Source organism: Pseudomonas sp. xss_4, assembly GCF_043104125.1.
Lineage (GTDB): Bacteria > Pseudomonadota > Gammaproteobacteria > Pseudomonadales > Pseudomonadaceae > Aquipseudomonas > Aquipseudomonas parafulva_B.
The window spans coordinates 1-21,991 of the sequence record NZ_JBICKJ010000063.1 but is presented as its reverse complement, the minus strand read 5'-3'; the positions used below and the strand labels follow the sequence as shown (position 1 = coordinate 21,991).

Below are 21,991 nucleotides of genomic sequence, written 5' to 3'. Positions count from 1 at the left end.
CATCACGTCGCCTGGGTCAGAAGTTCGCGGGGGTATTGGCGCTGATGATCTCCGCTTCGTCCTGGCCAATATTCTTGAAACTGTGGGGCAGGGTGGTAGGGATGTAGTATCCATCTCCCGCATTGAGCACGCTGACCTGGCCATCGACCCACAGCTCGACGGTGCCTCGCGTGACGAGCCCGCACTCTTCGCCCTCGGCGTGCACGATGGGCTCGCCCGAGTCGGCACCTGGGGCGTAAAGCTCGCGCAGCATGCGCATTTGCCGGCCCTCGACGCTGGCACCTACCAGCAGCATGCGCAATCCGTTGCGACCCAAGTCGGGCTGCTCGCCCGCCCGGAACACGAAACGCTCCTCACGCACGGGTTCATCGAAGCTGAAAAACTCTGCCAGGCTCATCGGAATGCCCTCCAGCAGCTTTTTCAAGGAACTGACCGATGGGCTGACGCGGTTCTGCTCGATCTGCGAAATGGTCGAGTTGGTGAGCCCGCTGCGGCGCGCCAACTCTCGCTGGGAGAGGTTGTTGCGTTCACGCACTAGTTTGAGTCGCGTCCCCGTGTCCATAGCCGCCTTGTAATAAGAGGTGTCAAGAATAATGAGCGAGGCGCATTAAAACACACTCTCAAGGCTTGCGCGCTGCGGTTTGCAGGTGCCCGCTGCCAGCGAGGCCGGACGGGCCATCGCCAGGCAAGATGCGGCGCCCTCAGTCCGCCTTTGATCCTGGCCACATGCTGCGCAGCACCCCATCACGGCGAACCCAGGCGTGCATCAGCGCAGCGCCCACGTGTACCAGTACCGTGGCGAACAACAGGTAGCCTCCCCAGCCGTGCGCCTGGCGCAGCACGGCATACAGCTGCAAATCATGGGGCACGATCGCCGGCAGGCCAAACGGGCGAGGGTACCCGCCGGCCGAGAGCATGGCCCACCCCAGCAAGGGCATGGCTAGCATGAGGCCGTACAGCAGCAGGTGCGAAGCGCCGGCAGCCAGGCGCTGGAAGGCTGGTAGGTCCTGGGGCAGAGGTGGATGGGGAATGCTCAGGCGCACGATGATGCGCGCTACGATCAGCACCAGCAGCGCAAGCCCCGTGATCTTGTGCAAGCTGACCAGTACGGGGTGACGGACCGACAGGTCCGTGACCATGCTCACGCCGATCAAGAGCATGGCCAGGATCAGGAACGCCATCGACCAGTGCAGCAGGCGGGCGACGGGATGAAAGGCGGTGGGTTTCATGGTCGGGCTCCCGTGCTCAAGGACTCGCGGCTACGACGGTTGAATGATTCCGAATAGGCCGCTGACCGGGCCGCGAGTATAGGGTCGGCGGAGGGTTCGATGCCGTGGGGCAGTATCAAGGGGTCAAAGTTGAGGTCGCGGCAGGCACCCTGTTCCGGTGCGTCGACCTGCTCAAGCACCAGGGTGCCTGCGTTGACGCTGCGCCGGCTCGCTGGCCAAGGCTTGGCAGGGTCGTCGATAGCGTCGCCCGGTTCGGCCAGTACCAGGCGCAGGGTCCAGCGCAACGGCCCCAGCGCCAGCCGTCGTCGCAGGTCATGTTGCAGGAACAGAGGGTCGTCCACCTTCGCCGGTAAGGCCGTATACGGCGTGAGCGGTTCAAGCTGCCAGCGCACCGGATGGGCATGGCCGTCGTGATCGATCAACTTGAATGCATTGATGCTGTGGTACTGGGTGTTGGCGAAGCTGTCGCTGGGCTTGTAGCTGGCTGCCCATTGCCTGAACGCGGCGCTCTCGGGGTGGGCTGCAAAGAAGGCCTGTACCTTGGCAGGGTCGGGCTTGCGCGTGGCCGGGTCCGGGGTGTTGGCCAGCACCTGCTCGTAGAACGCCTCGGCCGTACTTACCGCCAGAACGGGCGGGTTGTTCATGCCGGTCCTCCAGACTTGCCCATCGTCGGTGGCGAGTTCGATTGCCAGGCTGCGCACGGGGATGCCGGTGTCAGGCGCAAACGGGTTGGCACCACCAATGGCCAGGCGGCCTGTGACCGGCACATGCGCCTGGGTGAATGCCCGTGCCGTCGACAAGCTTGCCGCTTGCCCGCTGGCCTGGAAATAGCCGCTCACGCACAGGCCTTTAGCGTGGTTCTTGCGATAACCCGGGTAGTGCCCAGCCTGGGCCTCGAACGTGTCGATGATGCGCTGTGGTGTGAGCGCGGATTGGCCAAGCCAGCCGGCGCTGTAGGCGAAGCCCGCACCGGCAGCCAGCATCACCGCGCCGATTGCGGCAAGCCGCCAGGCCTTGGCCCGGCCGTGCAAAGGTTGGTTCATGGTCAGTCCCGTTGATTTCACGAAAAGTGCCAGTACGACGCTGCCCTGGAAAAGTTATTCCCCGAGCGGGAATAACTTTTTCTCCAACGCGTCTGTTCTCTAGACTGCCCCATCATCGACCGGATATTTTCCATGCAGGACTTGGACGACCAACAATGGCGAGCGCTACTGGCCCGACTACGTCGCTTCGCCCTCTGGCTGACCCGCGAGGCGGGAAGTGCGGATGACCTCGTGCAGGCCACGGTCGAACGTGCCTTGAGCCGGCGTCAGCAGCATCAGGATCCCGATGCCCTGCGCGCCTGGCTGTTCACCATCCTTTATCGATTGTTTCTGGATGGCAAACGGCGAGAACGGTTGCATGCCCGCTGGCTGTCCTGGTTCGCCAGCAGTAGCGCTGCCGAAGAAACGGCCGGCGATAACCTTGAGGACATCGTGCTGGCGCAGGCGGATTTGCAGGCATTTGGCCGGCTCAAGACCGAGCAGCGCGCGTTGCTGTTGCTAGTGAGCGTTGAGGGCCTGAGTTACAAGGAGGCTGCCCAGACGTTGGGTATTCCAATCGGTACTGTCATGTCACGGCTGTCGCGGGCGCGCGATGCCCTGCGTGCATTGACCGAGGACAGCCCTCGACCACCGGCCTTGCGGAGATTGAAATGACCCGTCTTATTCCTAGCGAAGAAGAGCTTCACGCCTACGTCGATGACCGCCTGGACCCGGTGCGCCGTGCCGAAGTCCAGGCCTGGCTGGCCAATCATCCAAAGGCTGCGCAACGTGTGGAAGGCTGGCGCGCCGATGCGCGCCAGTTGCGCACGAGCCTGGCGGGCCTTGCGCAGCCGCTGGCGGGCCCGCGGGTTGATCGCGATCAGCTGCGCCAACAGGCGGGACACCGCCTGAAGCGTCGCTGGGCAAGTGCTGCAGCGATCGTCCTAGCCTTAGGCGTTGGGGGACTTGGCGGGTGGCAGGCGCGCGATGCCAGCTTTGCCGACGCAAAGCCCATGGCTGATGCCGTGCAGGCCCACCGATTGTTCGCCGACAGCCAAGCGCTGGATATTCAGGCGCGTGACCCCGATCAATTGCGCACCTGGCTGCAAGCGCACTTTCACCAGGTGGGCCAACTGCCTGATTTGGCAGGCTACGGGTTCGCCCCGGTGGGCGCCCGGCTGCTCAGTAACGAGCAAGGGCCGGCGGCGCTGGTGGTGTTCCAGGACGGGGCGGGGCGCCGTATCAGCCTGTTCCTGCGCTCACCCGGCGAGCACTTCCGGCGCATGCCGCAAGGGCAGCGAATCGATGGGCAGCTCCAGGCCCGATACTGGTCCCATGGCGCCTACAATTTCGCCCTGGTCAGTGCTGCCGATGATGGTCGCGGTGTGGGTATCGGCGAGGCCTTGCGCACGACGTTGTGAGCCGTACAAGGCCTCCTGCGCCCTAGGCTGGCTTAGCTGAGCTCTAGCCAGATGGGCGCATGATCCGACGGTTTTTCCATCGCGCGCAGTTCGTAATCCACGCCTGCAGCCTTGATCCTCGGAACCAGGCTTGCCGAGGCCATGATCAGGTCGATGCGCAGGCCACGCTTGGGCTCGTCCTCGAAGCCGCGGCTGCGGTAGTCGAACCAGCTGAAACGGTCGTCGACACCCGGGTGCAGATGCCGGAAGCTGTCCACCAGCCCCCAGCCTTTCAAGCGCTCCATCCACTCCCGCTCCTCTGGCAGGAAGCTGCATTTGCCGGTCCTGAGCCAGCGCTTGGCATTGTCTGGGCCGATACCGATGTCGCAATCCTCTGGGGATATGTTCATGTCGCCCATGACCAACACGGGCTGGTCACTGCGAAACTGGCTTTCGAGCAGCGCTTGCAGGTCCGCGTAGAAACGCTGCTTGGCGGGAAACTTGGTGGGGTGGTCGCGGCTTTCGCCCTGGGGGAAATAGCCGTTCATGACGGTGATGGGGTTGCCGTGGTGGTCGGCGAAGGTGCCCCAGATGAAGCGCCGCTGGGCGTCTTCTTCGTCCGTTGAAAACCCTTTGTGCAAGCTCAAAGGTGCCTGGCGTGACAGCAAGGCGACACCGTAGTGGCCCTTTTGCCCGTGGTAATGCACGTGGTAGCCCAGAGCCTGGACCTCGGCCAGTGGAAACTGATCGTCGCTGACCTTGGTTTCCTGCAGGCCGATGATGTCCGGCTGGTGCTTTTCGACCAAGGCGGCCAACTGGTGTGGGCGCGCCCGCAGGCCATTGATGTTGAAACAGACGATCTTCATGCAGAGCCGATCCCGGTAAAAAGGCGCGATGCTAGCCGACATCGGCGTTGATCACCAGCATGAGGGCGCTTAGGCGCGGCTGACATGGCGCGAAGGTGAACGATGGGCGGCATTGTGCCTCCAAGGCCTATCAGCCAGCCCAGAAGGTTCCCCTCCATGTCTCAAGCCCCTGCCGCCGAGGCCCGCGTTTGCCTGCTCGACTCCGGTTATCGCCGCGAAACCCGGGCACTGCTGTATACCGTCTACCGGGACGACCCTACCTTCGCTTATCTGCTCGAAGCGCATCGCCCTGGTTATGAGCGCCGCCTACGTACGCTGCTACGCGAGTGGGTACGCCAGCATTTCTACCTGCAACTGCCCGCCGTTGGCCTGCTGCTGGACGATCGCTTGGTAGGCGTCGCGCTGATTGTGCCGCCACTGCGGCGTCTGGGTGTGGCTGACAGTTGGGCCTGGCGCCTGCGCATGATGGTTGGCGCGGGGGTGCGCGCCACCCGGCGCTTCATGGCGTACCAGGCGGCTGTCTCGACATGCCGGCCTACCGATCAAGTGCACGTGCTGCCGCTACTGGGGGTGTTGCCGGCGCTGCAAGGCCAGGTGTATCCGGCCCAGTTGTTACATGCGGTACAACAATGGTGTATGAAGAATGGGCAGGTCGAAGGGATCGTCGTCGACACGGGCAATGATGAACACGTGGCGTTTTATCACATGCAAGGCTTTGTCGAGGTTGGCGAGGTCGCCATTGGGACAGTGCGCCAACGCGTTCTGATGTATGACAGCGCTCAGGTCAGTGAACCCTTGGCGTGAATGGCGTTTCGGTTGGCTTCTTTTACACCCTTGGTCTGGTAGCATGCGCGGGATGACATATTCAGGAAGAGTTCACTGGGGCCTGGTGATCTGGGCCGTCAGCTTTGCTGCATGGGGCCAGAGCGAATTGGTGGTGACGGTCAAGCCGGCCAACAAGGCGCTCAAGGCCAATGTCGAGGGCTATATCGGTAGCTTGGGCGACCGCGACGAGCAAGCGCTGCTGCGTTTCAGTCGCGGGGCCGAGGAGCAGGCGCGCAAAGCGGCCCAGGCGCTGGGCTACTACCAGGCCCAGATAAGTACCGACGTCAAGCCGCCCCGCGACGATGACGGTTCACCACGACTGGTGGTCAACATCGTGCCCGGCGAGCCGATACGCCTGCGCAACGTGACCGTGCGTGTCGAGGGGCCGGCCAGTGACATGACCGCGTTCAGAGTGCCTTCCGGGGGCGCGCTTCGCACTGGCGAGCAACTGAACCATGGTGTCTATGAGGATGCCAAGCGTGTCATTCAGAACCAGGCCTCACGCTATGGCTTCTTCGCAGGTCGCTTCAGCCAGCAGCGCCTGGCCGTCGATCCCCGCGCCGGGGTGGCCGATATCGACCTGGTCTACCAAAGTGGGCCGCGGTACCGACTGGGCGCGGTCACCTTCAGTGGCGATACGCCGTTGGACGACGATTTGCTGCAGCGGATGGTCTCGTTCAAACCCGGTACGCCCTACGATTCGGAGCTGATTGCCGAACTCAACAGCGACTTGCAGTCCAGCGGCTACTTCGAGGGTGTGCGCGTAGACGCCGCGCCCACGGCCGCAGTCGCTCAGAATATTCCGGTCGATGTACGCCTGGAAACCCGCAAGCCTCGCACATTGGGCTTGGGCCTTGGGTATTCCACCGACGTTGGCCCGCGCGGCAAGGCCAACTGGACGCGCCATTGGGTCAATCCCCAGGGGCACAGCTATGGCTGGGAAGCGGAGCTGTCGGCGCCGCGTCAAAACGTGGGGCTGTGGTACGACATCCCGTTGGACCCGCCATTGACCGACAAACTGCGATTTGCCGGGGGGTACCAGAACGAAGAACTGGCGGGCACCGACACCCTCAGCAAGCTCTTGACGGTAGGCCCTGAATGGCACAGCAAGCTGCCCAGCGGCTGGCAGCGGGTCATATCGCTCAAGTACCAGCGCGAAGAGTACCGGCTGGGGGACGATGCGGGCCTTAGCAACCTGCTCATGCCCGGTATCAGCTATTCATTCCTGCGCAGCGACAACCGCATTGACCCCCATAATGGCTATCGCGTGCAGTTCGAAGCGCAAGTGGCAAAGGAAGGCCTGGGTTCCGATACGAACCTGCTGCGCGGCAACGTGCTGCTCAAAGGGCTCACCACGGTAGGTCAGAACCACCGGCTGCTGGGCCGCGTTCAGTTCGGCGGCAGCGCCACCAACGGTTTCCAGAACAGCGTTCCGCCTTCGCTGCGGTTCTTCGCTGGTGGCGACCAGAGCGTGCGCGGCTACGACTACCAGACCCTGTCGCCGAAAAACAGCGACGGGGATCGCATCGGTGGCCGTTACCTGGTGGCGAGCAGCGTCGAATACCAGTATTCCCTGACGGACAAATGGCGCCTGGCGACCTTCGTCGACCAGGGCAACGCGTTCAACAACTTCGAGTTGCCCAACCTGAAGACGGGGGTCGGCTTCGGCGTACGCTGGGTTTCACCGGTAGGGCCGCTACGCTTGGACTTGGCCAAGGCCTTGGACGACGACGGCGGCATCCGCCTGCACTTTTCCATGGGGCCTGAGCTTTGAAATCTGTCATCAAATACATGCTGCTGGGCCTGTTTGGGCTCGTGGCCGTCCTGACGCTGACCATCGCGTTGGTGATCGGCACCGAGGGCGGCAGCCGTTGGGCGCTGGGCAAGGTTCCCGGGCTGACCGTGGAGGGTTTCGCAGGACGCTTGGCGGGCACCTGGCAAGCCACTCGTCTTTCCTACGTCGATGGGCAGACCCAAGTCCAGACGCAGGCGCCGTTGCTGAACTGGTCCCCGGCATGCCTGCTGCGTGGGGCTTTGTGCATCGAGCAGTTGCACGCAGAACGAATCGACATGGCGTTCGCCCCCTCGACTGACGTCAGCAACGACGGCCCGCTGCAACTGCCCACATTGGACTTGCCGCTTGCCATCGAACTGGGCGAGGTGAAGATAGGGCAACTGCGCCTGGATGGCAGCGACCTGCTCGGTGATCTGCAACTGGCTGCGCACTGGACCGGTGAAGGCATGCGCATCGACAGCCTGCACCTGACCCGCGACGATCTGCAGTTGGGCCTGCAAGGTGATGTGAAGCCTCAAGGCGATTGGCCTGTGCAGTTGCAGGCCCAGGTGCAGCTCCCCGCCGTGGGGGACAAGCCATGGCAACTGGCATTGCAAGCCACGGGTGAACTGCAACGCTCGCTTGACCTGACCGGGACGAGCAATGGGTATCTGGATGCCACCCTTGCGGGCAAGGTCCAGGCATTGGCTGAACACCTGCCGGCCAGCCTGAGCATTCAGACCAAGGCGTTCAAGCCATCCGAGGCACTGCCCGACACCCTGCAGCTCGATGACCTGGTGCTGTTAGCCGATGGGAACCTTGAGACGGGCTATGCATTGACCGGGTCTGCCAACTTGCCAGCCCAGCAGTCGCCCATCGCCCTGGCTTTGTCCGGGATGGTCGACAGCAAAGGTGCCGTGGTCAAGGGCCTTGATCTCAACGCAGGCGATAGCCAGCAGGTGAAGCTGCAAGCCAAGGTCGACTGGCAGGACGGCCTGGCAGCGGACGCCCAATTGGCCTGGCAGGACTTTCCCTGGCTGCGCCTGTACCCGCTGGATACACCGCCTGAGGTGACGCTCAAACGCCTGAACGCGCAGGTTCGCTATCGCGACGGTCGCTACGAGGGCAGCTTTGATGGCGATCTGGACGGGCCTGCCGGCGCCTTCAAGGTGGCAAGCCCTTTCGAAGGGGATCTGGAGCAGGTCACTTTGCCAACGCTGGCGCTTACTGCGGGACAAGGCAAGGCGACAGGCCGTGTGGCCGTACGCTTCGCGCAAGCGCTCGCCTGGGACGTGGACCTGCAGTTGTCGGCGCTGAACCCGGCCTATTGGGTGGCGGAGCTACCTGGAACATTGGCCGGGCCGTTGCGTAGCAAAGGCCAGCTGCAGGGCGATGACCTGTCGCTCGACGCTCAGCTCGACCTCAAGGGGCGCCTGCGCGGCCAACCCGCTGTGCTCAACGTTCAGGCGGACGGGGCAGGGCAGCGCTGGACACTGGCAGCCTTGCGCGTGCAACTGGGTGACAATCGTATAAACGGAAGTGGCAGCCTGCAACAGCGCCTGGCCGGCAAGGTGGACATCGATCTGCCACGGCTGGGGCAGCTGTGGCCCGAGCTGCAGGGCCAGGTCAAGGGGCAACTGGACGTGGCCGGTACCCTGCAGGCGCCGCAAGGCACGCTGGCATTGCGCGGTACCGGGTTGGCACAGGCCGAGAATCGCTTGCAGCAACTGAATCTCTCGGCCCGTCTGGACGACCGGCAACGGGCCAATATCGACTTGAAAGTCACGGGTATCCAGGCGGGTGACACCGCCCTCGGTACGCTGCAGGCGGTCGGCAATGGTGACATGCGACGACAGGCATTGACGCTGGCGTTGAACGGCCCGCAACTGAAGCTGGACGTGGGTCTGGACGGGCAACTGGATAACGGTGACTGGCGCGGCCGCCTGGCCACTGGGCGGGTACAGGCTGGCGGGCAAGACTGGCAATTGCAGGCGCCTGCCAAACTGCGGCGCCTGGCCAGCGGTCAGCTGGATTTCGGCGCCCACTGCTGGCGTTCCGGGCAGGCCAGTCTGTGTGGTGATGATCAACGGTTGGCGCCTGAGCCGCGCCTGCGGTACCACCTCAAGCGCTTCCCGCTGGACAGCCTGGCGCAGTGGATGCCCAAGGATTTCGCATGGCAGGGCCTGCTCAATGCCGACATCAACCTGGACCTGCCCGCCAGCGGCCCAAAGGGCACCGTGGTGGTTGACGCCAGTGGCGGCACATTGCGTGTCAATGACGGTAACCGCTGGGTCGATTTCCCCTACCAGACCCTGCGGCTGGATAGCACCTTGGCGCCGCGGCGTATCGATACCCGTCTTGCATTCCTGGGGGAGCGCCTGGGGCAGCTGAATCTCACGGCGCGTATCGATCCACTGGGCAAGGACAAGCCGTTGTCCGGCGACTTCAACCTGGCCGGTCTCGACCTCTCAGTGGCCCGTCCCTTCGTGCCGATGGTTGAGCACCTGGCTGGGGAGCTCAAGGGGAGCGGGCAGCTGTCTGGCACGATGCTGGCGCCGCAAGTCAACGGCAGCATGAATTTGAGCGGCGGCCAGATCACCGGTGCCGAACTGCCGATTCAGTTCCAGGACCTGGGCCTTCAGGCCCGGATCGCGGGTGAACAGGTGCAGCTTGCCGGCACCTGGCGCAGCGGCACTGCAGGTCGCGGCCAGGTCGATGGCAACCTGACCTGGGGCCAGGCGCTGGGGATGAACATCCGCGTGCAAGGGCAGCAGTTGCCTGTCACGGTCGAACCCTATGCCACGCTGGAGGTAGCGCCGGACCTTACCCTGGAACTGATCGACGACAAGTTGGCAGTCACAGGCAAGGTGCAGGTGCCCAACGGCAAGATCACGGTGCGCGAGCTGCCCCCTTCCACGGTTAAGGTTTCCGACGACACGGTCATCGTCGGCAACCAGACCGAGGAGGGCAAGCCGCCGATGGCCATGGCCATGGATATCGATGTCGAGGTAGGCCGAGGCAAACTGTCGTTCAGTGGTTTCGGCCTGACTGCCAACCTGTTGGGGCACGTGCATATCGGTGACAATCTCGATACGCGTGGCGAGTTGAGCCTGGCCGATGGTCGCTACCGCGCCTACGGCCAGCGGCTGACCATCCGCCGCGCCCGGCTGCTGTTTGCCGGGCCGATCGACCAGCCCTACCTGGACATCGAAGCGATCCGCCAAGTCGATGACGTGATCGCCGGCATCCGCTTGAGCGGCAACGCCGAGCAGCCGGCCAGTACGGTGTTTTCCGAGCCTGCCATGAGCCAGGAACAAGCGTTGTCCTACCTGGTGCTTGGCCGTCCGTTGGGGGCATCGGGTGAAGACAACAACATGCTGGCCGAGGCTGCCTTGGGACTGGGGTTGGCCGGCAGCGCAGGGATCACGGGTAATGTGGCATCCCGCCTGGGTATCGATGACTTCCAGCTCGATACCGAGGGCTCAGGCAACACCACCAGTGTGGTGGCCAGTGGCAACCTGACCGAGAAACTCAGCCTGCGCTATGGAGTGGGCGTGTTCGAGCCGGCCAACACCATCGCCCTGCGCTACAAGCTCAGCAAGAAGGTGTATGTCGAGGCTGCCAGTGGCGTGGCAAGCTCCCTGGACGTCTTCTACAAACGCGACTTCTAGTCGCCACCGAAGGTTGCCGGCTTGGTCCGACCGAGAGTCGGGTTAAGCAGGTGGTTTGGGAATCAACGTACCGTCGCCGCCTCGATGAATTCGTTGGTGGGCGAGGGTGGTGGCGCTGGAGCTGGAGCCGGAGCCGGAGCCGGAGCCGGAGCCGGGGCGCGAACTGGGATGATCAAGTTGGTGTATTCCTCGATCAGCCGGTTCAAGGCCTCGGGCGGTTCGCTTGCCTGGAACTGCATCCGGATCTGCACCTCGTCGGGGTCGCGGCTATCTCCTTGGCGCCCCTGGCCACCGATGGTTACCTTGAAACTGGCCGAGCGGCTTGCGTCGGCTGGGGTGAATGCTCGTCGTGCTTCGGTATTCTGGACGCGAACCGACAGGTCGACCTGCATCCGTTCCAGTGCCAACCCTTTAGGCGACACTAGCGCGAAAAGGGGCACGCGCATCAGGTGCTGCCCATCCATGGCCACCTCGACCATCTTCGCGGTCATCGGCGCGCCCAGCTCCTGGTGATTGCAGTCGAAAAAACGATCGAACAGTTCAATGTACTGTTGCGCGATCATGCTGTTGGCGGCGCTCGCAGCTTCCTGCAGGCCGCGAGTGATTTCGCGCAGGTCAATGGAGGTCATAGGGACAGGGCTCTTGTCCATGGGTTCGACTCATTGGGCCAAGTGGGTCCCCTGAAGAGCCTTCAGGGGGACAGTTCGCGCCGCGCCGTGACTGCGCTGGCAGTAGTCATGCCGTTGGGCTATCGAGCTCTTCCTGAGCCTGAGGTGGCGCACTCAAGGCTGGCGATTGCTGCGTGACATCCTTTGCAATAATGGGCTTGGTAGCCGCCTCCGTGAGGAAGTCGATCACCCTCATCATTGCCTCTGGTGGGTCCTGTCGCTTGAGGGTCGTGTTGAAGGCGTAGCGTGCCCGGGTGTCGGTCTTGCGCGTTTGCGAGGACTTATGGCTCACGCTGCCCTTGACGTTGAGCTTGAAGGGGCCCCAGCCCAAGGAGGCGGCGCCTTCTGCGTTCATGTCCCTGGCCGAAGTGGCTTCGGACATCTGATTGACGACCAGCTCGAATTCGACGGTGCCGTTTTCGATGGCGATGTTGGGGTGGGTGATCGCCGCCATTAGCGGCACTTGCAGCGTCTTCTTCACCACGCCTTGTGGTTGGCCCTGCTCGTCGACGATGGTCTCGTCATAGTCGAACTGGATGGCGACCGCCTTGCCGTCCTGTACGCAGACTTGCATGAGGAAGTCTGCGTAGGATTTGCTGGCGGTGACCTGGGCCTGGACCATGGCCTGCAACGGGCCCGCAATCATGCGGTCCATGGGCAAGGCATTGATGACGGACCCTATGAGGCTGTTGTCTATGGACATGCTGGGTTCTCTTTTAAATTTCAGGTTAAGGGTGTGTACGGGTTGAGGAGGCTTAGCTCATCGCAACGGCAAATCCTGACGGCGGATGTTGCCGATCTGGCGCAGGCTCAGGCCGTACTTGTCGGCCAACAAGCTGCGCGAGAATCCGCTGGCGCTTTCTTTCTGAATCTGGTGGTTGCGCAATTGGCGGATAAAATGATCAGCCTTGGGAATCTCAAGCGCGACACCTGCAAAGCGCTTGATCAGGGCGTCGAGTGCCTCAGCCGGTAACACGTCAGCAAGTTTGGTTCGATCGCGGTGTTTTGGAATGTACTTAGGCCTACCGCCAAATGCGCAGGTCAGCTGGTACGCGTTTTCTATGCCTATGCACTCAATCAGTGCCTGTAGCGATTGCGGCAATTGGCTAACGTCGATGTGGCTCAAGTCTGGCGTTTCCATATGACGCTCCTTCGAAAATGGTAGGGGTCACCAGCGGCATAACGTCGAGGTGTGGCTAAATTCTCTGTGATAGCCGGCGGGACCCGCTAGGCGCCATTAGGGGTGAGGGCTGTAGTTTCGGTTACTAGCTTATGCAGGCAGCGCAGTCTCACGGTGTAGGAAAAAAACATGCAAGCGCTTGAAAAACGAATGTTCCCGAAGGGATGTGCGCAACGTATGGCACTTTGGGTATTAGCACCTCAGTCGCAGGGGTAGGCACTGAGTAGACTGGCACTGCCCACGTGTGCGTCTTGAAGACTTCTCGGCCCGGATGGCACGGACCTCCAGTCCACCTGCACGCAGAGCGCGTGCAGAGGCTGCCCGTTACGGGATCCGATAATCCGGTCATCGAAGGTCCTGCGGTAGATCGCGTGGGTCTCGGACACCGGCCGGACTTGGTCGGCGCGCGCCAGGGTCTGCTGCGCAAGTGTTGGCAATACAGCGGAGGGCACCTCGAATCGCAACGAAGTGTTGCCAGGATTCAGATAGCCAGCCTTTCGAACCCGTTGCCACAACTGTTGCCACTGGCTGCTCCCTGCTTGCTGGCTCAGCGTGTAACCAAGATCGAGCAGTCTTGCGCAAGGCACCTCAGTTGTATTGAAGGCATGCAGTGGCGTGGCGGTCAGGCACAGCATGAGTGTTAACAGGCGTTTGTTCATGGGGCTCCCCACACGTGTGATGAAGCCGAATGTTTTCAGGTTGGGGTGCTACCAGGCAGCAGGAAATGCAGCGCCGGGGCGTGCGAACGTTGTATCATCTGCGCGGCTTGAGCTAAGCCATCTGTCCCGGATGTAGCAAGGAACCGTCGATGACACACGTGCAGCGCCTCAAATATTCCCTCCTGATCATTCTGGTGGTCCTTGGGCTAATGATCGGCCTTTCCCATTTGCAAAAAGCGGGTACGATCAGCGAGCAGACCTTTCAGATGCTGGCTATCGCCATTGCCGTGGTTGTGGTCGTGATCAACGGCATACTGCGACGTAAAGTCAGGCGATGACGTTTGTCGGTCCAGTGGCCAACCCAGCTACTCAGGCTGAGGTGGGTCGCTCCAGCAGGGCACGTGCCTGCGGATCAAGGCTGTAGCATTTGTCAGCACCTAGCTGAATCACGCCTTCGGCACATAACCGTTTGAGCACTTCTCGTACGCTGAGAAATGACAACGGTATGTCCAACTGCTCCAGTTGCGCATGCACACCCCGCACGCCAATGCTTCTTCCATTTCGCTCTGCCGCGTGCAGGGCGTCTATCACTTTCAGCCGTATCAGGCTCGTACGCAGCCCGAAGCTGCGCAGCAACTCCCGTATCTGCTCGTTGCCGGTTCGTTCGTCGACCTGCGCGTCCTGCCCAGTCGGGGTGTTGGCCTGCGCCGTGTTGGCTTGCACTGGAGTTGGCGGGTTGTACATGTGAATGCTCCTTTTCTTGGACGAACCGAACGATGGGTGCCTCTTTGAATAAGACGAATGAGCGCCTGTAATCTGCAATGCAAAGCGAAAAAACCTTCATCAGTTGTTGTGGGCTCAGATCAAGCGGCTTCTTTTACCGTCACGCCTGGTCCCTGTACACGAGCGTCAGGCCTGAGCGTAAAGGCCGCCTAAACTCTTCTTGCGTTCGTTCGTTTCACCGGCATGAACCGTATTCGAGGAGTGTCCGTGTCCCCATTTATCCGCTCAAGCCGTTGTGCCGGTCTGGCCGCAGCGCTCATGGTTGCGGCCTTAACCGCACACGCTCGTCCCGTAGCGCCAGATGCCAGCGCCCAGATCCGTCGCACTACCTATGGCGTGCCACATATCGTGGCCAAGGATGAAAGAGGACTCGGTTATGGCATTGGCTATGCCTATGCCCAGGACAATCTTTGTTTGCTGGCTGACCAGGTCCTGACGGTCAGCGGTGAGCGCTCGCGCTATTTTGGTGGTCAAGGCCAGACCGTGGACCAGCGCGAGAACCTGGCCAGCGATGTCTTCTTCACCTGGCTCAACGGGCCGACACAGGTGCAGGCGTTTCTGGACGCGCAGCCCGCTGCCATCCAGGCTCTCTTGGCGGGTTATGCCAGTGGGTTCAATCGAGCACTGGCTGAGCGTCGTCAGCAGGGCCTGCCACCGGAATGTGGAGGGGGTGAGTGGGTGCGCGCCATCACCAGCCAGGACCTGGTCAAGCTTACACGGCGGTTACTTGCAGAAGGTGGGGTCGGGCAGTTCGTCGAAGCCCTGGCCGGCGCGCAGCCGCCCGAGAACGATGTCCGGCGGCCCGCCGTCGCTTACGGGAAAGCGCTGGAACAGCAGCAACGGTTTGCCACCCAGCGTGGCAGCAACGCCATTGCAGTGGGTGCCCAGCGTTCGGTCAATGGGCGTGGTTTGCTGTTGGCCAACCCGCATTTCCCATGGGTGGGAGGCATGCGGTTCTACCAGATGCAATTGACCATCCCCGGTGAACTCGATGTGATGGGTGCAGCATTACCTGGCTTGCCGACGATCAACATCGGCTTTAATCGCCACCTGGCGTGGACCCATACCGTCGACACCTCCAGGCATTTCACCTTGTTTCGCCTGCAACTCGACCCCAAGGACCCAACCCGCTACGTGCTCGACGGCAAGTCCCTGCCGCTGACCCGCCAAAGCGTCAGCATCATGGTCAAGGCCGCCGATGGCCGACTGCAAAAAGTCGAGCGTGTTCTGTATAGCTCGTCATTTGGTCCGGTCGTTCAGTGGCCTGGGCGGTTGGACTGGGACAGGCATACGGCCTACAGCCTGCGTGATGCCAACAGCGATAACGCCCGCGTGCTGCAACAGTGGTACCAGATCAATCGTGCCGACAGCGTGGCGGCGCTGACGCGTTCCATTGAGCAGCTGCATGGTATTCCTTGGGTCAACACCGTCGCCGTGGATGAACGTGGCAAGACGACCTACCTGAACCAGTCAGTGGTGCCTTACGTCGACCAGGCATTGCTCGATGCCTGCGGTGGCGAACAGACAGGCCCGCTGGTAGTGCTCGATGGTTCCCGCAGCCTGTGCAACTGGAAAGTCGACAGCCGCGCTGCCCAACCCGGTACGGTTCCGGCGCAGCTGATGCCCCGTCTGGAGCGCGATGATTTCGTGCAGAACTCCAACGATCCAGCCTGGATGACCAACCCTGCGCAGCCGATGACAGGCTACTCGCCCTTGGTCAGCCGCAGCGATCAGCCTCTGGGCATGCGTGGGCGCTTCGCGTTGGAACGTCTGCAAGGCAGGGCGCTGCTTGGTGTGGAAGATCTGCAGCGCTTGGTGACCGATGACAAAGTCTACCTTGCGCGTTTGCTGCTGCCGGATCTGCTGAGCTGGTGCAAGCGTGCCCCCACTGATGTCGAGCCCGTGTGCCGCAGCCTGGCCAGCTGGAACGGCAAGGCCAACCAGCAGAGCAACATGGGGCTGGTGCACTTTGAAAACATCTACAACGCAATCGAGCATCAACCGCAGGTATGGCGAGTGGCGTTCGATCGCAACGATCCTGTGCATACCCCGCGTGGTCTGGCGGTTGAGCAGGCATCGGTGAGCAGGGTGGTTCATCAGGCGGCCCTTGCCTCACTCCGGCAAGTGGCCGAGGAGGGCATCGACCCGAAGGCGCACTGGGGGCAGGTACAACAGGCCCATGATGGCACGCCAGTGCCGGGCGGGCCCCAGGCGCTTGGCGTGTACAACGCCATGTACAGTGTGCCGATGGGGCAGGGCAAGCGCTTGGTTGTCAGCGGCACCAGCTACCTACAGCTGGTCAGCTTCACCGGTGAAGGTCCCAAGGCACGCGGTCTGCTGGCGTTCTCCCAATCGAGCGAGGCGGCCTCGCCCCATGCCAGTGATCAGACCAAGGCGTTCGCTGCCGGTCAGTTGCATGATATGCCGTTCACAGAGAAGCAGATCAAGGCCGATCCGGCGTACCGGGAGGTGATTATCCGCGAGCGAGATGAGCGGCTGGGCATTCAGTGAGTGTCGAGACGGGAGGCAAGCCTTGCTCGTCTCCCGCATAAGCATCAGACGGGCTAGCCCACTATCGAGCAAATAGCGCTCAAGCGCTCAGGAAAATTCGAACGGCGCCAGCTGAAACTCTTGCGCGTCCACTTGCAAGGCCCAGGCACGCTTGTCCCAGTCGCCCAGGACAATGCGCCGGGCCGGCTCCCCATCCACCATCAGCTTGTGAATGGCCGGGCGATGAGTATGGCCGTGCACCAGCGTGCGAACGTCGTGCGCCGCCATGACCTTGTGCACTTCTTCGGGCGTGACGTCAACGATCTCCGTGGATTTCATTCGCGTCTGGGCGCGGCTTTCGCTGCGCAGCTTGCGTGCCAATTTCAGGCGAACTGACAAGGGAAGGTGCCTAAGCAACCAAAGGCTCAGGGGATTGCGCAGCAATCGCCGCATTTTCATGTAGCCCAGGTCTCGGGTGCACAAGGTGTCGCCGTGCATCAACAGCACTCGTTCTGCTCCCAGCTCCACCACACAAGGATCGCTCAGCAGGGTACAGCCTGCAGCTTCGCAAAAGGCCTGGCCGATCAGGAAATCGCGGTTGCCGTGCATCAGGTAGAGCGCAGTGCCGCTGTCGCTGAGCCGTCGCATGGCTTGGCAGATCGACTGCTGAAAAGCGGTCATGGCATCGTCGCCGATCCACGCTTCGAAAAAATCGCCCAATATGTACAGCGCCTTTGCCTGGCGAGCCCGACCTTCGAGCAGACCAAGAAACGCCCGGGTAATGTCCGGGCGTTCTTCTTGCAGGTGCAGATCGGAGATCAGCAGTATCACTCAATGATCTCGGCTTTCTCGATGATCACGTCGTCCTTAGGCACGTCCTGGTGGCCAGCGCTCGAGCCGGTGGCAACTTTCTCGATGGCGTCGACGACTTCACGGCCTTCGATCACTTCACCGAACACGGCGTAGCCCCAGCCCTGGGTGGTTTTGCCGCTGTGGTTGAGGAAATCGTTGTCCGAAGCGTTGATGAAGAATTGTGCCGAGGCAGAGTGCGGGTCCATGGTGCGGGCCATGGCGATGCTGTACTTCTTGTTCTTCAGGCCGTTGTCGGCTTCGTTCTGGATGCTGGCGCGGGTTTTCTTCTGGGACATGCCAGCTTCAAAGCCGCCGCCCTGAATCATGAAGCCTTTAATGACGCGGTGAAAAACGGTGCCGTCGTAGTGGCCGTCCTTGACGTACTGAACGAAGTTTTCGGTCGTCTGCGGCGCTTTCTCGGCGTCCAGCTGCAGGACGATGTCGCCGTGGTTGGTGCTCAGTTTGACTTTGGACATGCTGAAACTCGCTTTTTCAAGGCAATCGAAAATAGGATGCGCTGGGCGCTGATTACTACCAGACGCGGCGTCAGGCGTTGGGGACACATGGCGCGCTTGCGCCATTTTGCCAAGGCTGCGGCAAAAAGGCGTGAGAAATCACGCGAGTTTGGCGGAGCCCGACTGTCGGCAGCTTGACTGCTTCGGCTATGATAGGCCCTTTGATTCATTCGGCCTACCCAGGCCGGCTACGTGCATTCAAGGATCCTATGAGCAAGCCCACTGCCGACAACGCGCCCAACGCCGCTGCCAAAGGCGCCCCCGCTGTCCCTGCGAACTTCCTGCGGCCGATCATCCAGGCCGACCTGGACTCGGGCAAGCACGCCAGCATCGTTACCCGCTTCCCGCCCGAGCCCAATGGCTACCTGCACATCGGCCATGCAAAGTCGATCTGCGTCAATTTCGGCCTGGCCAAGGAGTTTGGAGGTGTCTGTCACCTGCGCTTTGACGACACCAACCCTGCCAAGGAAGACCAGGAGTACATCGATGCCATCCAGCGCGATGTAAAGTGGCTGGGCTTCGACTGGGCCGGCGACGTTCGCTACGCCTCGAGCTACTTCGACCAACTGCACGCCTGGGCCGTCGAGCTGATCAAGCAGGGCAAGGCCTACGTGTGCGATCTCACGCCGGAGCAGGCCAAAGAGTACCGCGGCAACCTCAAGGAACCAGGCAAGAACAGCCCGTACCGCGAGCGCAGCGTGGAGGAGAACCTCGACCTGTTCGCCCGCATGAAGGCCGGTGAGTTCAAGGACGGTGAGCGCGTGCTGCGCGCCAAGATCGACATGGCTTCGCCCAACATGAACCTGCGTGACCCGATCCTCTACCGGATTCGCCATGCCCACCACCACCAGACGGGCGATACCTGGTGCATCTACCCGAACTACGACTTCACTCACGGCCAGTCGGATGCCATCGAAGGCATCACCCATTCCATCTGCACGCTGGAGTTCGAAGGACACCGGCCGCTGTACGAGTGGTTCCTGGACAACCTGCCGGTGCCTGCGCATCCGCGCCAGTACGAGTTCAGCCGTCTTAACCTCAACTACACCATCACCTCCAAGCGCAAGCTCAAGCAACTGGTGGACGAGCAACACGTCGAGGGCTGGGACGACCCGCGCATGTCCACCTTGTCGGGCTTCCGCCGCCGTGGCTACACCCCGGCGTCGATCCGCAACTTCTGCGAAATGATCGGTACCAACCGCTCGGACGGTGTGGTCGATATGTCCATGCTGGAGTTCTGCATCCGCGACGATCTGGACCGCACTGCACCCCGCGCGATGTGCGTGCTGCGCCCATTGAAGGTGGTGATCACCAACTATCCCGAAGGCCAGACCGAGCAGCTCGAACTCCCGCGCCATCCCAAGGAAGACATGGGCGTGCGCGTGCTGCCATTCGCACGTGAGCTGTACATCGACCGCGACGACTTCATGGAAGCGCCGCCCAAGGGCTACAAACGTCTGGAGCCTAACGGCGAAGTGCGCCTGCGCGGTAGCTACGTCATCCGCGCCGATGAGGCGATCAGGGACGCCGAGGGCACCATCGTCGAGCTGCGCTGCTCCTACGATCCGGACACCCTGGGCAAGAACCCCGAAGGCCGCAAGGTCAAGGGGGTGATCCACTGGGTGCCGGCCGAGGGCAGTGTGGAATGCGAAGTCCGGTTGTACGACCGTCTGTTCCGCTCGGCAAACCCTGAGAAGACCGAGGAGGGTGGCACTTTCCTCGACAACATCAACCCTGATTCGCTGCAAGTGCTCAGCGGCTGCCGTGCCGAGCCCTCGCTGGCCCAGGCGCAGCCGGAAGATCGCTTCCAGTTCGAACGCGAAGGCTACTTCTGTGCTGACCTCAAGGACAGCCAGCCGGGCCGCCCGGTATTCAACCGCACCGTCACCCTGCGTGACTCCTGGGGCAGCTGAGGAACCACCGTGCTCACGATCTACAACACCCTGACCAAGACCAAGGAGCCGTTCAAGCCGTTGGACGGCAACAACGTGCGCATGTATGTCTGCGGCATGACCGTCTATGACTACTGCCACCTGGGCCATGGTCGCAGCATGGTGGCTTTCGACCTGGCCACCCGCTGGTTGCGCAAGAGCGGCTACAACCTGACGTACGTGCGCAACATCACCGACATCGATGACAAGATCATCAACCGGGCCAACGAGAACGGCGAAACCTTCGATGCACTCACCGCCCGCATGATCGATGCGATGCACGAGGACGAACGCCGCCTCAACATCCTGCCTCCGGACCAGGAACCGCGCGCCACCGATCACATTGCCGGCATGCATGCCATGATCCAGACCTTGATCGACAAAGGTTATGCGTATGCGCCTGGCAACGGCGACGTGTACTACCGCGTCGGCAAGTTTGTGGGTTACGGCAAGCTCTCGCGCAAGAAGATCGAAGACTTGCGTATTGGTGCGCGAATCGAAGTCGGCGAGGCCAAGCAGGATCCGCTGGACTTCGTCCTGTGGAAAGGCGTCAAACCGGGCGAGCCCAGCTGGGAGTCGCCTTGGGGGCCTGGCCGCCCTGGCTGGCACATCGAATGCTCGGTGATGTCCACGTGCTGCCTGGGTGAGAGTTTCGATATCCATGGCGGCGGCAGCGACCTTGAGTTCCCGCATCACGAGAACGAAATTGCCCAGAGCGAAGCTGCCACCGGCAAACCGTACGCCAACGCCTGGATGCACTGCGGCATGATCCGCATAAACGGCGAGAAGATGTCCAAGTCGCTGAATAACTTCTTCACCATTCGCGACGTGCTGGAAAAGTATCACCCCGAAGTGGTGCGCTATCTGCTGGTGGCCAGCCACTACCGCAGCGCGATCAACTATTCAGAGGATAGCCTTCGCGACGCCAAGGGTGCACTGGAGCGGTTCTACCATGCTTTGCGTGGCTTGCCTCGTGTACCGGCCAGCGGCGGGGAGGCCTTTGTCGAGCGTTTCACTGCTGCGATGAACGACGACTTCGGCACGCCTGAAGCCTGCGCCGTGTTGTTCGATCTGGTTCGCGAAATCAACCGCCTGCGCGAGAGCGACGTGTCGGCCGCGGCTGGCTTGGCGGGGCGTTTGCGTGAGCTGGGTGACGTGCTGGGTGTGTTGCAGCTGGAGGCCGATGACTTCCTGCGTGCAGGCGCTGAGGGGAAGGTGGACGCGGCCCAGGTCGAGGGTTTGATCCAGGCGCGCTTGCAGGCGCGGGCGGACAAGAACTGGGGAGAGTCCGATCGCATTCGTGACCAGTTGACGGCCATGGGTGTGGTGCTTGAAGACAGCAAGGGTGGGACGACCTGGCGGTTGGCGGACTGATCTGGGGGAGAGCGAGCGGGATTGGGTTGCTTGCAACCCATGTCCAGCCCGCCTGTCACTCGGCGATGGCCAAGCGATTACCGTCGTCCTTGTCCGCGTCCTTACCGCCACGTGCTTTCTGCTTTTGCTTCTAAGCGCGCAATAGCTCAGGCGCCGCAGATCGCGACTTAAGGAGGCCGAGCGCAGGGCTTGCGGAGGGAGGTGACAGGCATGGATGCCTGTCAAGCGCTGGGCCCCAGGATGGGGCCTGCAGCGCGGTCCTCCCGGGAGCAAGCCCGGAGCGAGAGGACCCCGGAGCGCAGCGCAGGGGCCGGGTGATAGGAGCAGGCGGTTTTTGCTCACTTTTTGACAAGACAAAAAGTGAGCCGCCGTAAGGGCGCAAAGGTGACTGTGCGCCACCCGCGCCAATGAATACCAACTTGCCGTATGCGCCCACACTCTGAAGTTTGAAGTTTGAAGTTTGAAGTTTGAAGTTTGAAGTTTGAAGTTTGAAGTTTGAAGTTTGAAGTTTGAAGTTTCAGGCTTCAAGTTTGATTGCGTTGGCGTGGGTATTGAAAGAGAGCACATTCCATTTGCGATGGCGACGCTTAGTCACCTTTTCGCCATTACGGCGAGTCACTTTTTGTCAAACGCGACAAAAAGTAACCAAAAAACGCTGTGCTCCACTCATACGGCCCCTACGCTACGCTTCGGGGTTCCCTCACTCCGGTCTTGCTCCCGGGAGGACCGCGCTGTAGGCCCCATCCTGGGGC

At 61.8% G+C, this 21,991-nt stretch carries 20 protein-coding genes; 9 read left to right on the top strand and 11 right to left on the bottom strand.

Annotated features, from left to right (window positions below):
* Positions 1 to 16 precede the first annotated feature (16 nt).
* From ACF8GB_RS11230 to ACF8GB_RS11220, 3 genes are all read right to left on the bottom strand, one after another.
* On the bottom strand, positions 17 to 562 hold the full coding sequence (locus ACF8GB_RS11230) for a cupin domain-containing protein (RefSeq protein WP_027915556.1): 546 nt from the start codon (positions 560 to 562) through the stop codon (positions 17 to 19).
* 139 nt (positions 563 to 701) lie between these two features.
* On the bottom strand, positions 702 to 1,229 hold the full coding sequence (locus ACF8GB_RS11225) for a cytochrome b (protein ID WP_078478681.1): 528 nt from the start codon (positions 1,227 to 1,229) through the stop codon (positions 702 to 704).
* A complete protein-coding gene (locus ACF8GB_RS11220) occupies positions 1,226 to 2,278 on the bottom strand; it encodes a catalase family peroxidase (protein WP_392527053.1) in 1,053 nt (350 codons plus the stop codon). Before ACF8GB_RS11220 ends, ACF8GB_RS11225 begins: the two co-directional genes overlap by 4 nt.
* 126 nt (positions 2,279 to 2,404) lie before the next feature.
* Here ACF8GB_RS11220 and ACF8GB_RS11215 point away from each other — a divergent pair, with 126 nt between their 5' ends.
* Both ACF8GB_RS11215 and ACF8GB_RS11210 read left to right on the top strand, forming a co-directional pair.
* The gene (locus ACF8GB_RS11215; RefSeq protein ID WP_058605153.1) at positions 2,405 to 2,926 is read left to right on the top strand and encodes a sigma-70 family RNA polymerase sigma factor; all 522 of its coding nucleotides are present in this window, start codon (positions 2,405 to 2,407) and stop codon (positions 2,924 to 2,926) included.
* Complete coding sequence (locus ACF8GB_RS11210) at positions 2,923 to 3,672, top strand: anti-sigma factor family protein (protein ID WP_392527043.1); 750 nt, start codon at positions 2,923 to 2,925, stop codon at positions 3,670 to 3,672. Before ACF8GB_RS11215 ends, ACF8GB_RS11210 begins: the two co-directional genes overlap by 4 nt.
* 32 nt (positions 3,673 to 3,704) lie before the next feature.
* Here ACF8GB_RS11210 and xthA read toward each other — a convergent pair whose 3' ends face one another.
* Complete coding sequence (gene xthA / locus ACF8GB_RS11205; RefSeq protein WP_058639332.1) at positions 3,705 to 4,517, bottom strand: exodeoxyribonuclease III; 813 nt, start codon at positions 4,515 to 4,517, stop codon at positions 3,705 to 3,707.
* 156 nt (positions 4,518 to 4,673) lie between these two features.
* On the opposite strand from xthA, the gene ACF8GB_RS11200 reads away from it, so the two are divergent.
* From ACF8GB_RS11200 to ACF8GB_RS11190, 3 genes are read left to right on the top strand one after another with little or no spacing between them, the layout of a single operon-like run.
* Positions 4,674 to 5,321 (top strand): GNAT family N-acetyltransferase, encoded by a 648-nt coding sequence (locus ACF8GB_RS11200; protein WP_196186439.1) that lies wholly within the window; start codon positions 4,674 to 4,676, stop codon positions 5,319 to 5,321.
* A gap of 52 nt (positions 5,322 to 5,373) precedes the next feature.
* A complete protein-coding gene (locus ACF8GB_RS11195; RefSeq protein ID WP_392527042.1) occupies positions 5,374 to 7,116 on the top strand; it encodes an autotransporter assembly complex family protein in 1,743 nt (580 codons plus the stop codon).
* A complete protein-coding gene (locus ACF8GB_RS11190) occupies positions 7,113 to 10,787 on the top strand; it encodes a translocation/assembly module TamB domain-containing protein (protein ID WP_392527040.1) in 3,675 nt (1,224 codons plus the stop codon). Before ACF8GB_RS11195 ends, ACF8GB_RS11190 begins: the two co-directional genes overlap by 4 nt.
* Before the next feature lie 62 nt (positions 10,788 to 10,849).
* Here the strand turns inward: ACF8GB_RS11190 and ACF8GB_RS11185 are convergent, their stop codons facing one another.
* From ACF8GB_RS11185 to ACF8GB_RS11170, 4 genes are all read right to left on the bottom strand, one after another.
* Positions 10,850 to 11,437 (bottom strand): DUF2589 domain-containing protein, encoded by a 588-nt coding sequence (locus tag ACF8GB_RS11185; RefSeq protein WP_058639328.1) that lies wholly within the window; start codon positions 11,435 to 11,437, stop codon positions 10,850 to 10,852.
* Positions 11,438 to 11,522: 85 nt separating this feature from the next.
* The gene (locus tag ACF8GB_RS11180; RefSeq protein ID WP_145254535.1) at positions 11,523 to 12,158 is read right to left on the bottom strand and encodes a DUF2589 domain-containing protein; all 636 of its coding nucleotides are present in this window, start codon (positions 12,156 to 12,158) and stop codon (positions 11,523 to 11,525) included.
* A 57-nt stretch (positions 12,159 to 12,215) separates the two neighbouring features.
* The gene (locus ACF8GB_RS11175; RefSeq protein WP_078478675.1) at positions 12,216 to 12,596 is read right to left on the bottom strand and encodes a Mor transcription activator family protein; all 381 of its coding nucleotides are present in this window, start codon (positions 12,594 to 12,596) and stop codon (positions 12,216 to 12,218) included.
* Positions 12,597 to 12,835: 239 nt separating this feature from the next.
* Positions 12,836 to 13,294 (bottom strand): hypothetical protein, encoded by a 459-nt coding sequence (locus ACF8GB_RS11170; protein WP_058639325.1) that lies wholly within the window; start codon positions 13,292 to 13,294, stop codon positions 12,836 to 12,838.
* Positions 13,295 to 13,443: 149 nt separating this feature from the next.
* Here ACF8GB_RS11170 and ACF8GB_RS11165 point away from each other — a divergent pair, with 149 nt between their 5' ends.
* Positions 13,444 to 13,632: a hypothetical protein gene (locus ACF8GB_RS11165; protein ID WP_023533551.1), complete on the top strand. Its 189-nt coding sequence runs from the start codon at positions 13,444 to 13,446 to the stop codon at positions 13,630 to 13,632.
* Positions 13,633 to 13,663: 31 nt separating this feature from the next.
* On the opposite strand, the gene ACF8GB_RS11160 is transcribed toward ACF8GB_RS11165, so the two are convergent.
* Positions 13,664 to 14,038 (bottom strand): hypothetical protein, encoded by a 375-nt coding sequence (locus tag ACF8GB_RS11160; RefSeq protein WP_058639324.1) that lies wholly within the window; start codon positions 14,036 to 14,038, stop codon positions 13,664 to 13,666.
* 222 nt (positions 14,039 to 14,260) lie between these two features.
* Between ACF8GB_RS11160 and ACF8GB_RS11155 the strand changes: the two genes are divergently transcribed.
* The gene (locus tag ACF8GB_RS11155) at positions 14,261 to 16,588 is read left to right on the top strand and encodes an acylase (RefSeq protein ID WP_392475730.1); all 2,328 of its coding nucleotides are present in this window, start codon (positions 14,261 to 14,263) and stop codon (positions 16,586 to 16,588) included.
* Positions 16,589 to 16,675: 87 nt separating this feature from the next.
* On the opposite strand, the gene ACF8GB_RS11150 is transcribed toward ACF8GB_RS11155, so the two are convergent.
* Both ACF8GB_RS11150 and ACF8GB_RS11145 read right to left on the bottom strand, forming a co-directional pair.
* Positions 16,676 to 17,398, bottom strand: coding sequence for a UDP-2,3-diacylglucosamine diphosphatase (locus tag ACF8GB_RS11150; RefSeq protein WP_392527039.1), 723 nt, complete (start codon positions 17,396 to 17,398; stop codon positions 16,676 to 16,678).
* Positions 17,395 to 17,895, bottom strand: a complete 501-nt coding sequence (locus ACF8GB_RS11145; protein WP_196142799.1) for a peptidylprolyl isomerase — start codon at positions 17,893 to 17,895, stop codon at positions 17,395 to 17,397. The genes ACF8GB_RS11150 and ACF8GB_RS11145 overlap by 4 nt, the downstream gene beginning before the upstream one ends.
* 248 nt (positions 17,896 to 18,143) lie before the next feature.
* Here ACF8GB_RS11145 and ACF8GB_RS11140 point away from each other — a divergent pair, with 248 nt between their 5' ends.
* Positions 18,144 to 19,847, top strand: a complete 1,704-nt coding sequence (locus tag ACF8GB_RS11140) for a glutamine--tRNA ligase/YqeY domain fusion protein (protein ID WP_058639320.1) — start codon at positions 18,144 to 18,146, stop codon at positions 19,845 to 19,847.
* A gap of 9 nt (positions 19,848 to 19,856) precedes the next feature.
* Positions 19,857 to 21,239, top strand: a complete 1,383-nt coding sequence (cysS, locus tag ACF8GB_RS11135; RefSeq protein WP_058605167.1) for a cysteine--tRNA ligase — start codon at positions 19,857 to 19,859, stop codon at positions 21,237 to 21,239.
* Positions 21,240 to 21,991 lie beyond the last annotated feature (752 nt).

Bases quoted from the DNA above. Each gene is read 5' to 3' on its own strand.
- ACF8GB_RS11230 (WP_027915556.1), bottom strand. From the start codon at position 562: ATGGACACGGGGACGCGACTCAAACTAGTGCGTGAACGCAACAACCTC.
- ACF8GB_RS11225 (WP_078478681.1), bottom strand. From the start codon at position 1,229: ATGAAACCCACCGCCTTTCATCCCGTCGCCCGCCTGCTGCACTGGTCG.
- ACF8GB_RS11215 (WP_058605153.1), top strand. From the start codon at position 2,405: ATGCAGGACTTGGACGACCAACAATGGCGAGCGCTACTGGCCCGACTA.
- ACF8GB_RS11210 (WP_392527043.1), top strand. From the start codon at position 2,923: ATGACCCGTCTTATTCCTAGCGAAGAAGAGCTTCACGCCTACGTCGAT.
- xthA (WP_058639332.1), bottom strand. From the start codon at position 4,517: ATGAAGATCGTCTGTTTCAACATCAATGGCCTGCGGGCGCGCCCACAC.
- ACF8GB_RS11200 (WP_196186439.1), top strand. From the start codon at position 4,674: ATGTCTCAAGCCCCTGCCGCCGAGGCCCGCGTTTGCCTGCTCGACTCC.
- ACF8GB_RS11195 (WP_392527042.1), top strand. From the start codon at position 5,374: ATGACATATTCAGGAAGAGTTCACTGGGGCCTGGTGATCTGGGCCGTC.
- ACF8GB_RS11185 (WP_058639328.1), bottom strand. From the start codon at position 11,437: ATGGACAAGAGCCCTGTCCCTATGACCTCCATTGACCTGCGCGAAATC.
- ACF8GB_RS11180 (WP_145254535.1), bottom strand. From the start codon at position 12,158: ATGTCCATAGACAACAGCCTCATAGGGTCCGTCATCAATGCCTTGCCC.
- ACF8GB_RS11175 (WP_078478675.1), bottom strand. From the start codon at position 12,596: ATGGAAACGCCAGACTTGAGCCACATCGACGTTAGCCAATTGCCGCAA.
- ACF8GB_RS11170 (WP_058639325.1), bottom strand. From the start codon at position 13,294: ATGAACAAACGCCTGTTAACACTCATGCTGTGCCTGACCGCCACGCCA.
- ACF8GB_RS11165 (WP_023533551.1), top strand. From the start codon at position 13,444: ATGACACACGTGCAGCGCCTCAAATATTCCCTCCTGATCATTCTGGTG.
- ACF8GB_RS11160 (WP_058639324.1), bottom strand. From the start codon at position 14,038: ATGTACAACCCGCCAACTCCAGTGCAAGCCAACACGGCGCAGGCCAAC.
- ACF8GB_RS11155 (WP_392475730.1), top strand. From the start codon at position 14,261: ATGAACCGTATTCGAGGAGTGTCCGTGTCCCCATTTATCCGCTCAAGC.
- ACF8GB_RS11145 (WP_196142799.1), bottom strand. From the start codon at position 17,895: ATGTCCAAAGTCAAACTGAGCACCAACCACGGCGACATCGTCCTGCAG.
- ACF8GB_RS11140 (WP_058639320.1), top strand. From the start codon at position 18,144: ATGAGCAAGCCCACTGCCGACAACGCGCCCAACGCCGCTGCCAAAGGC.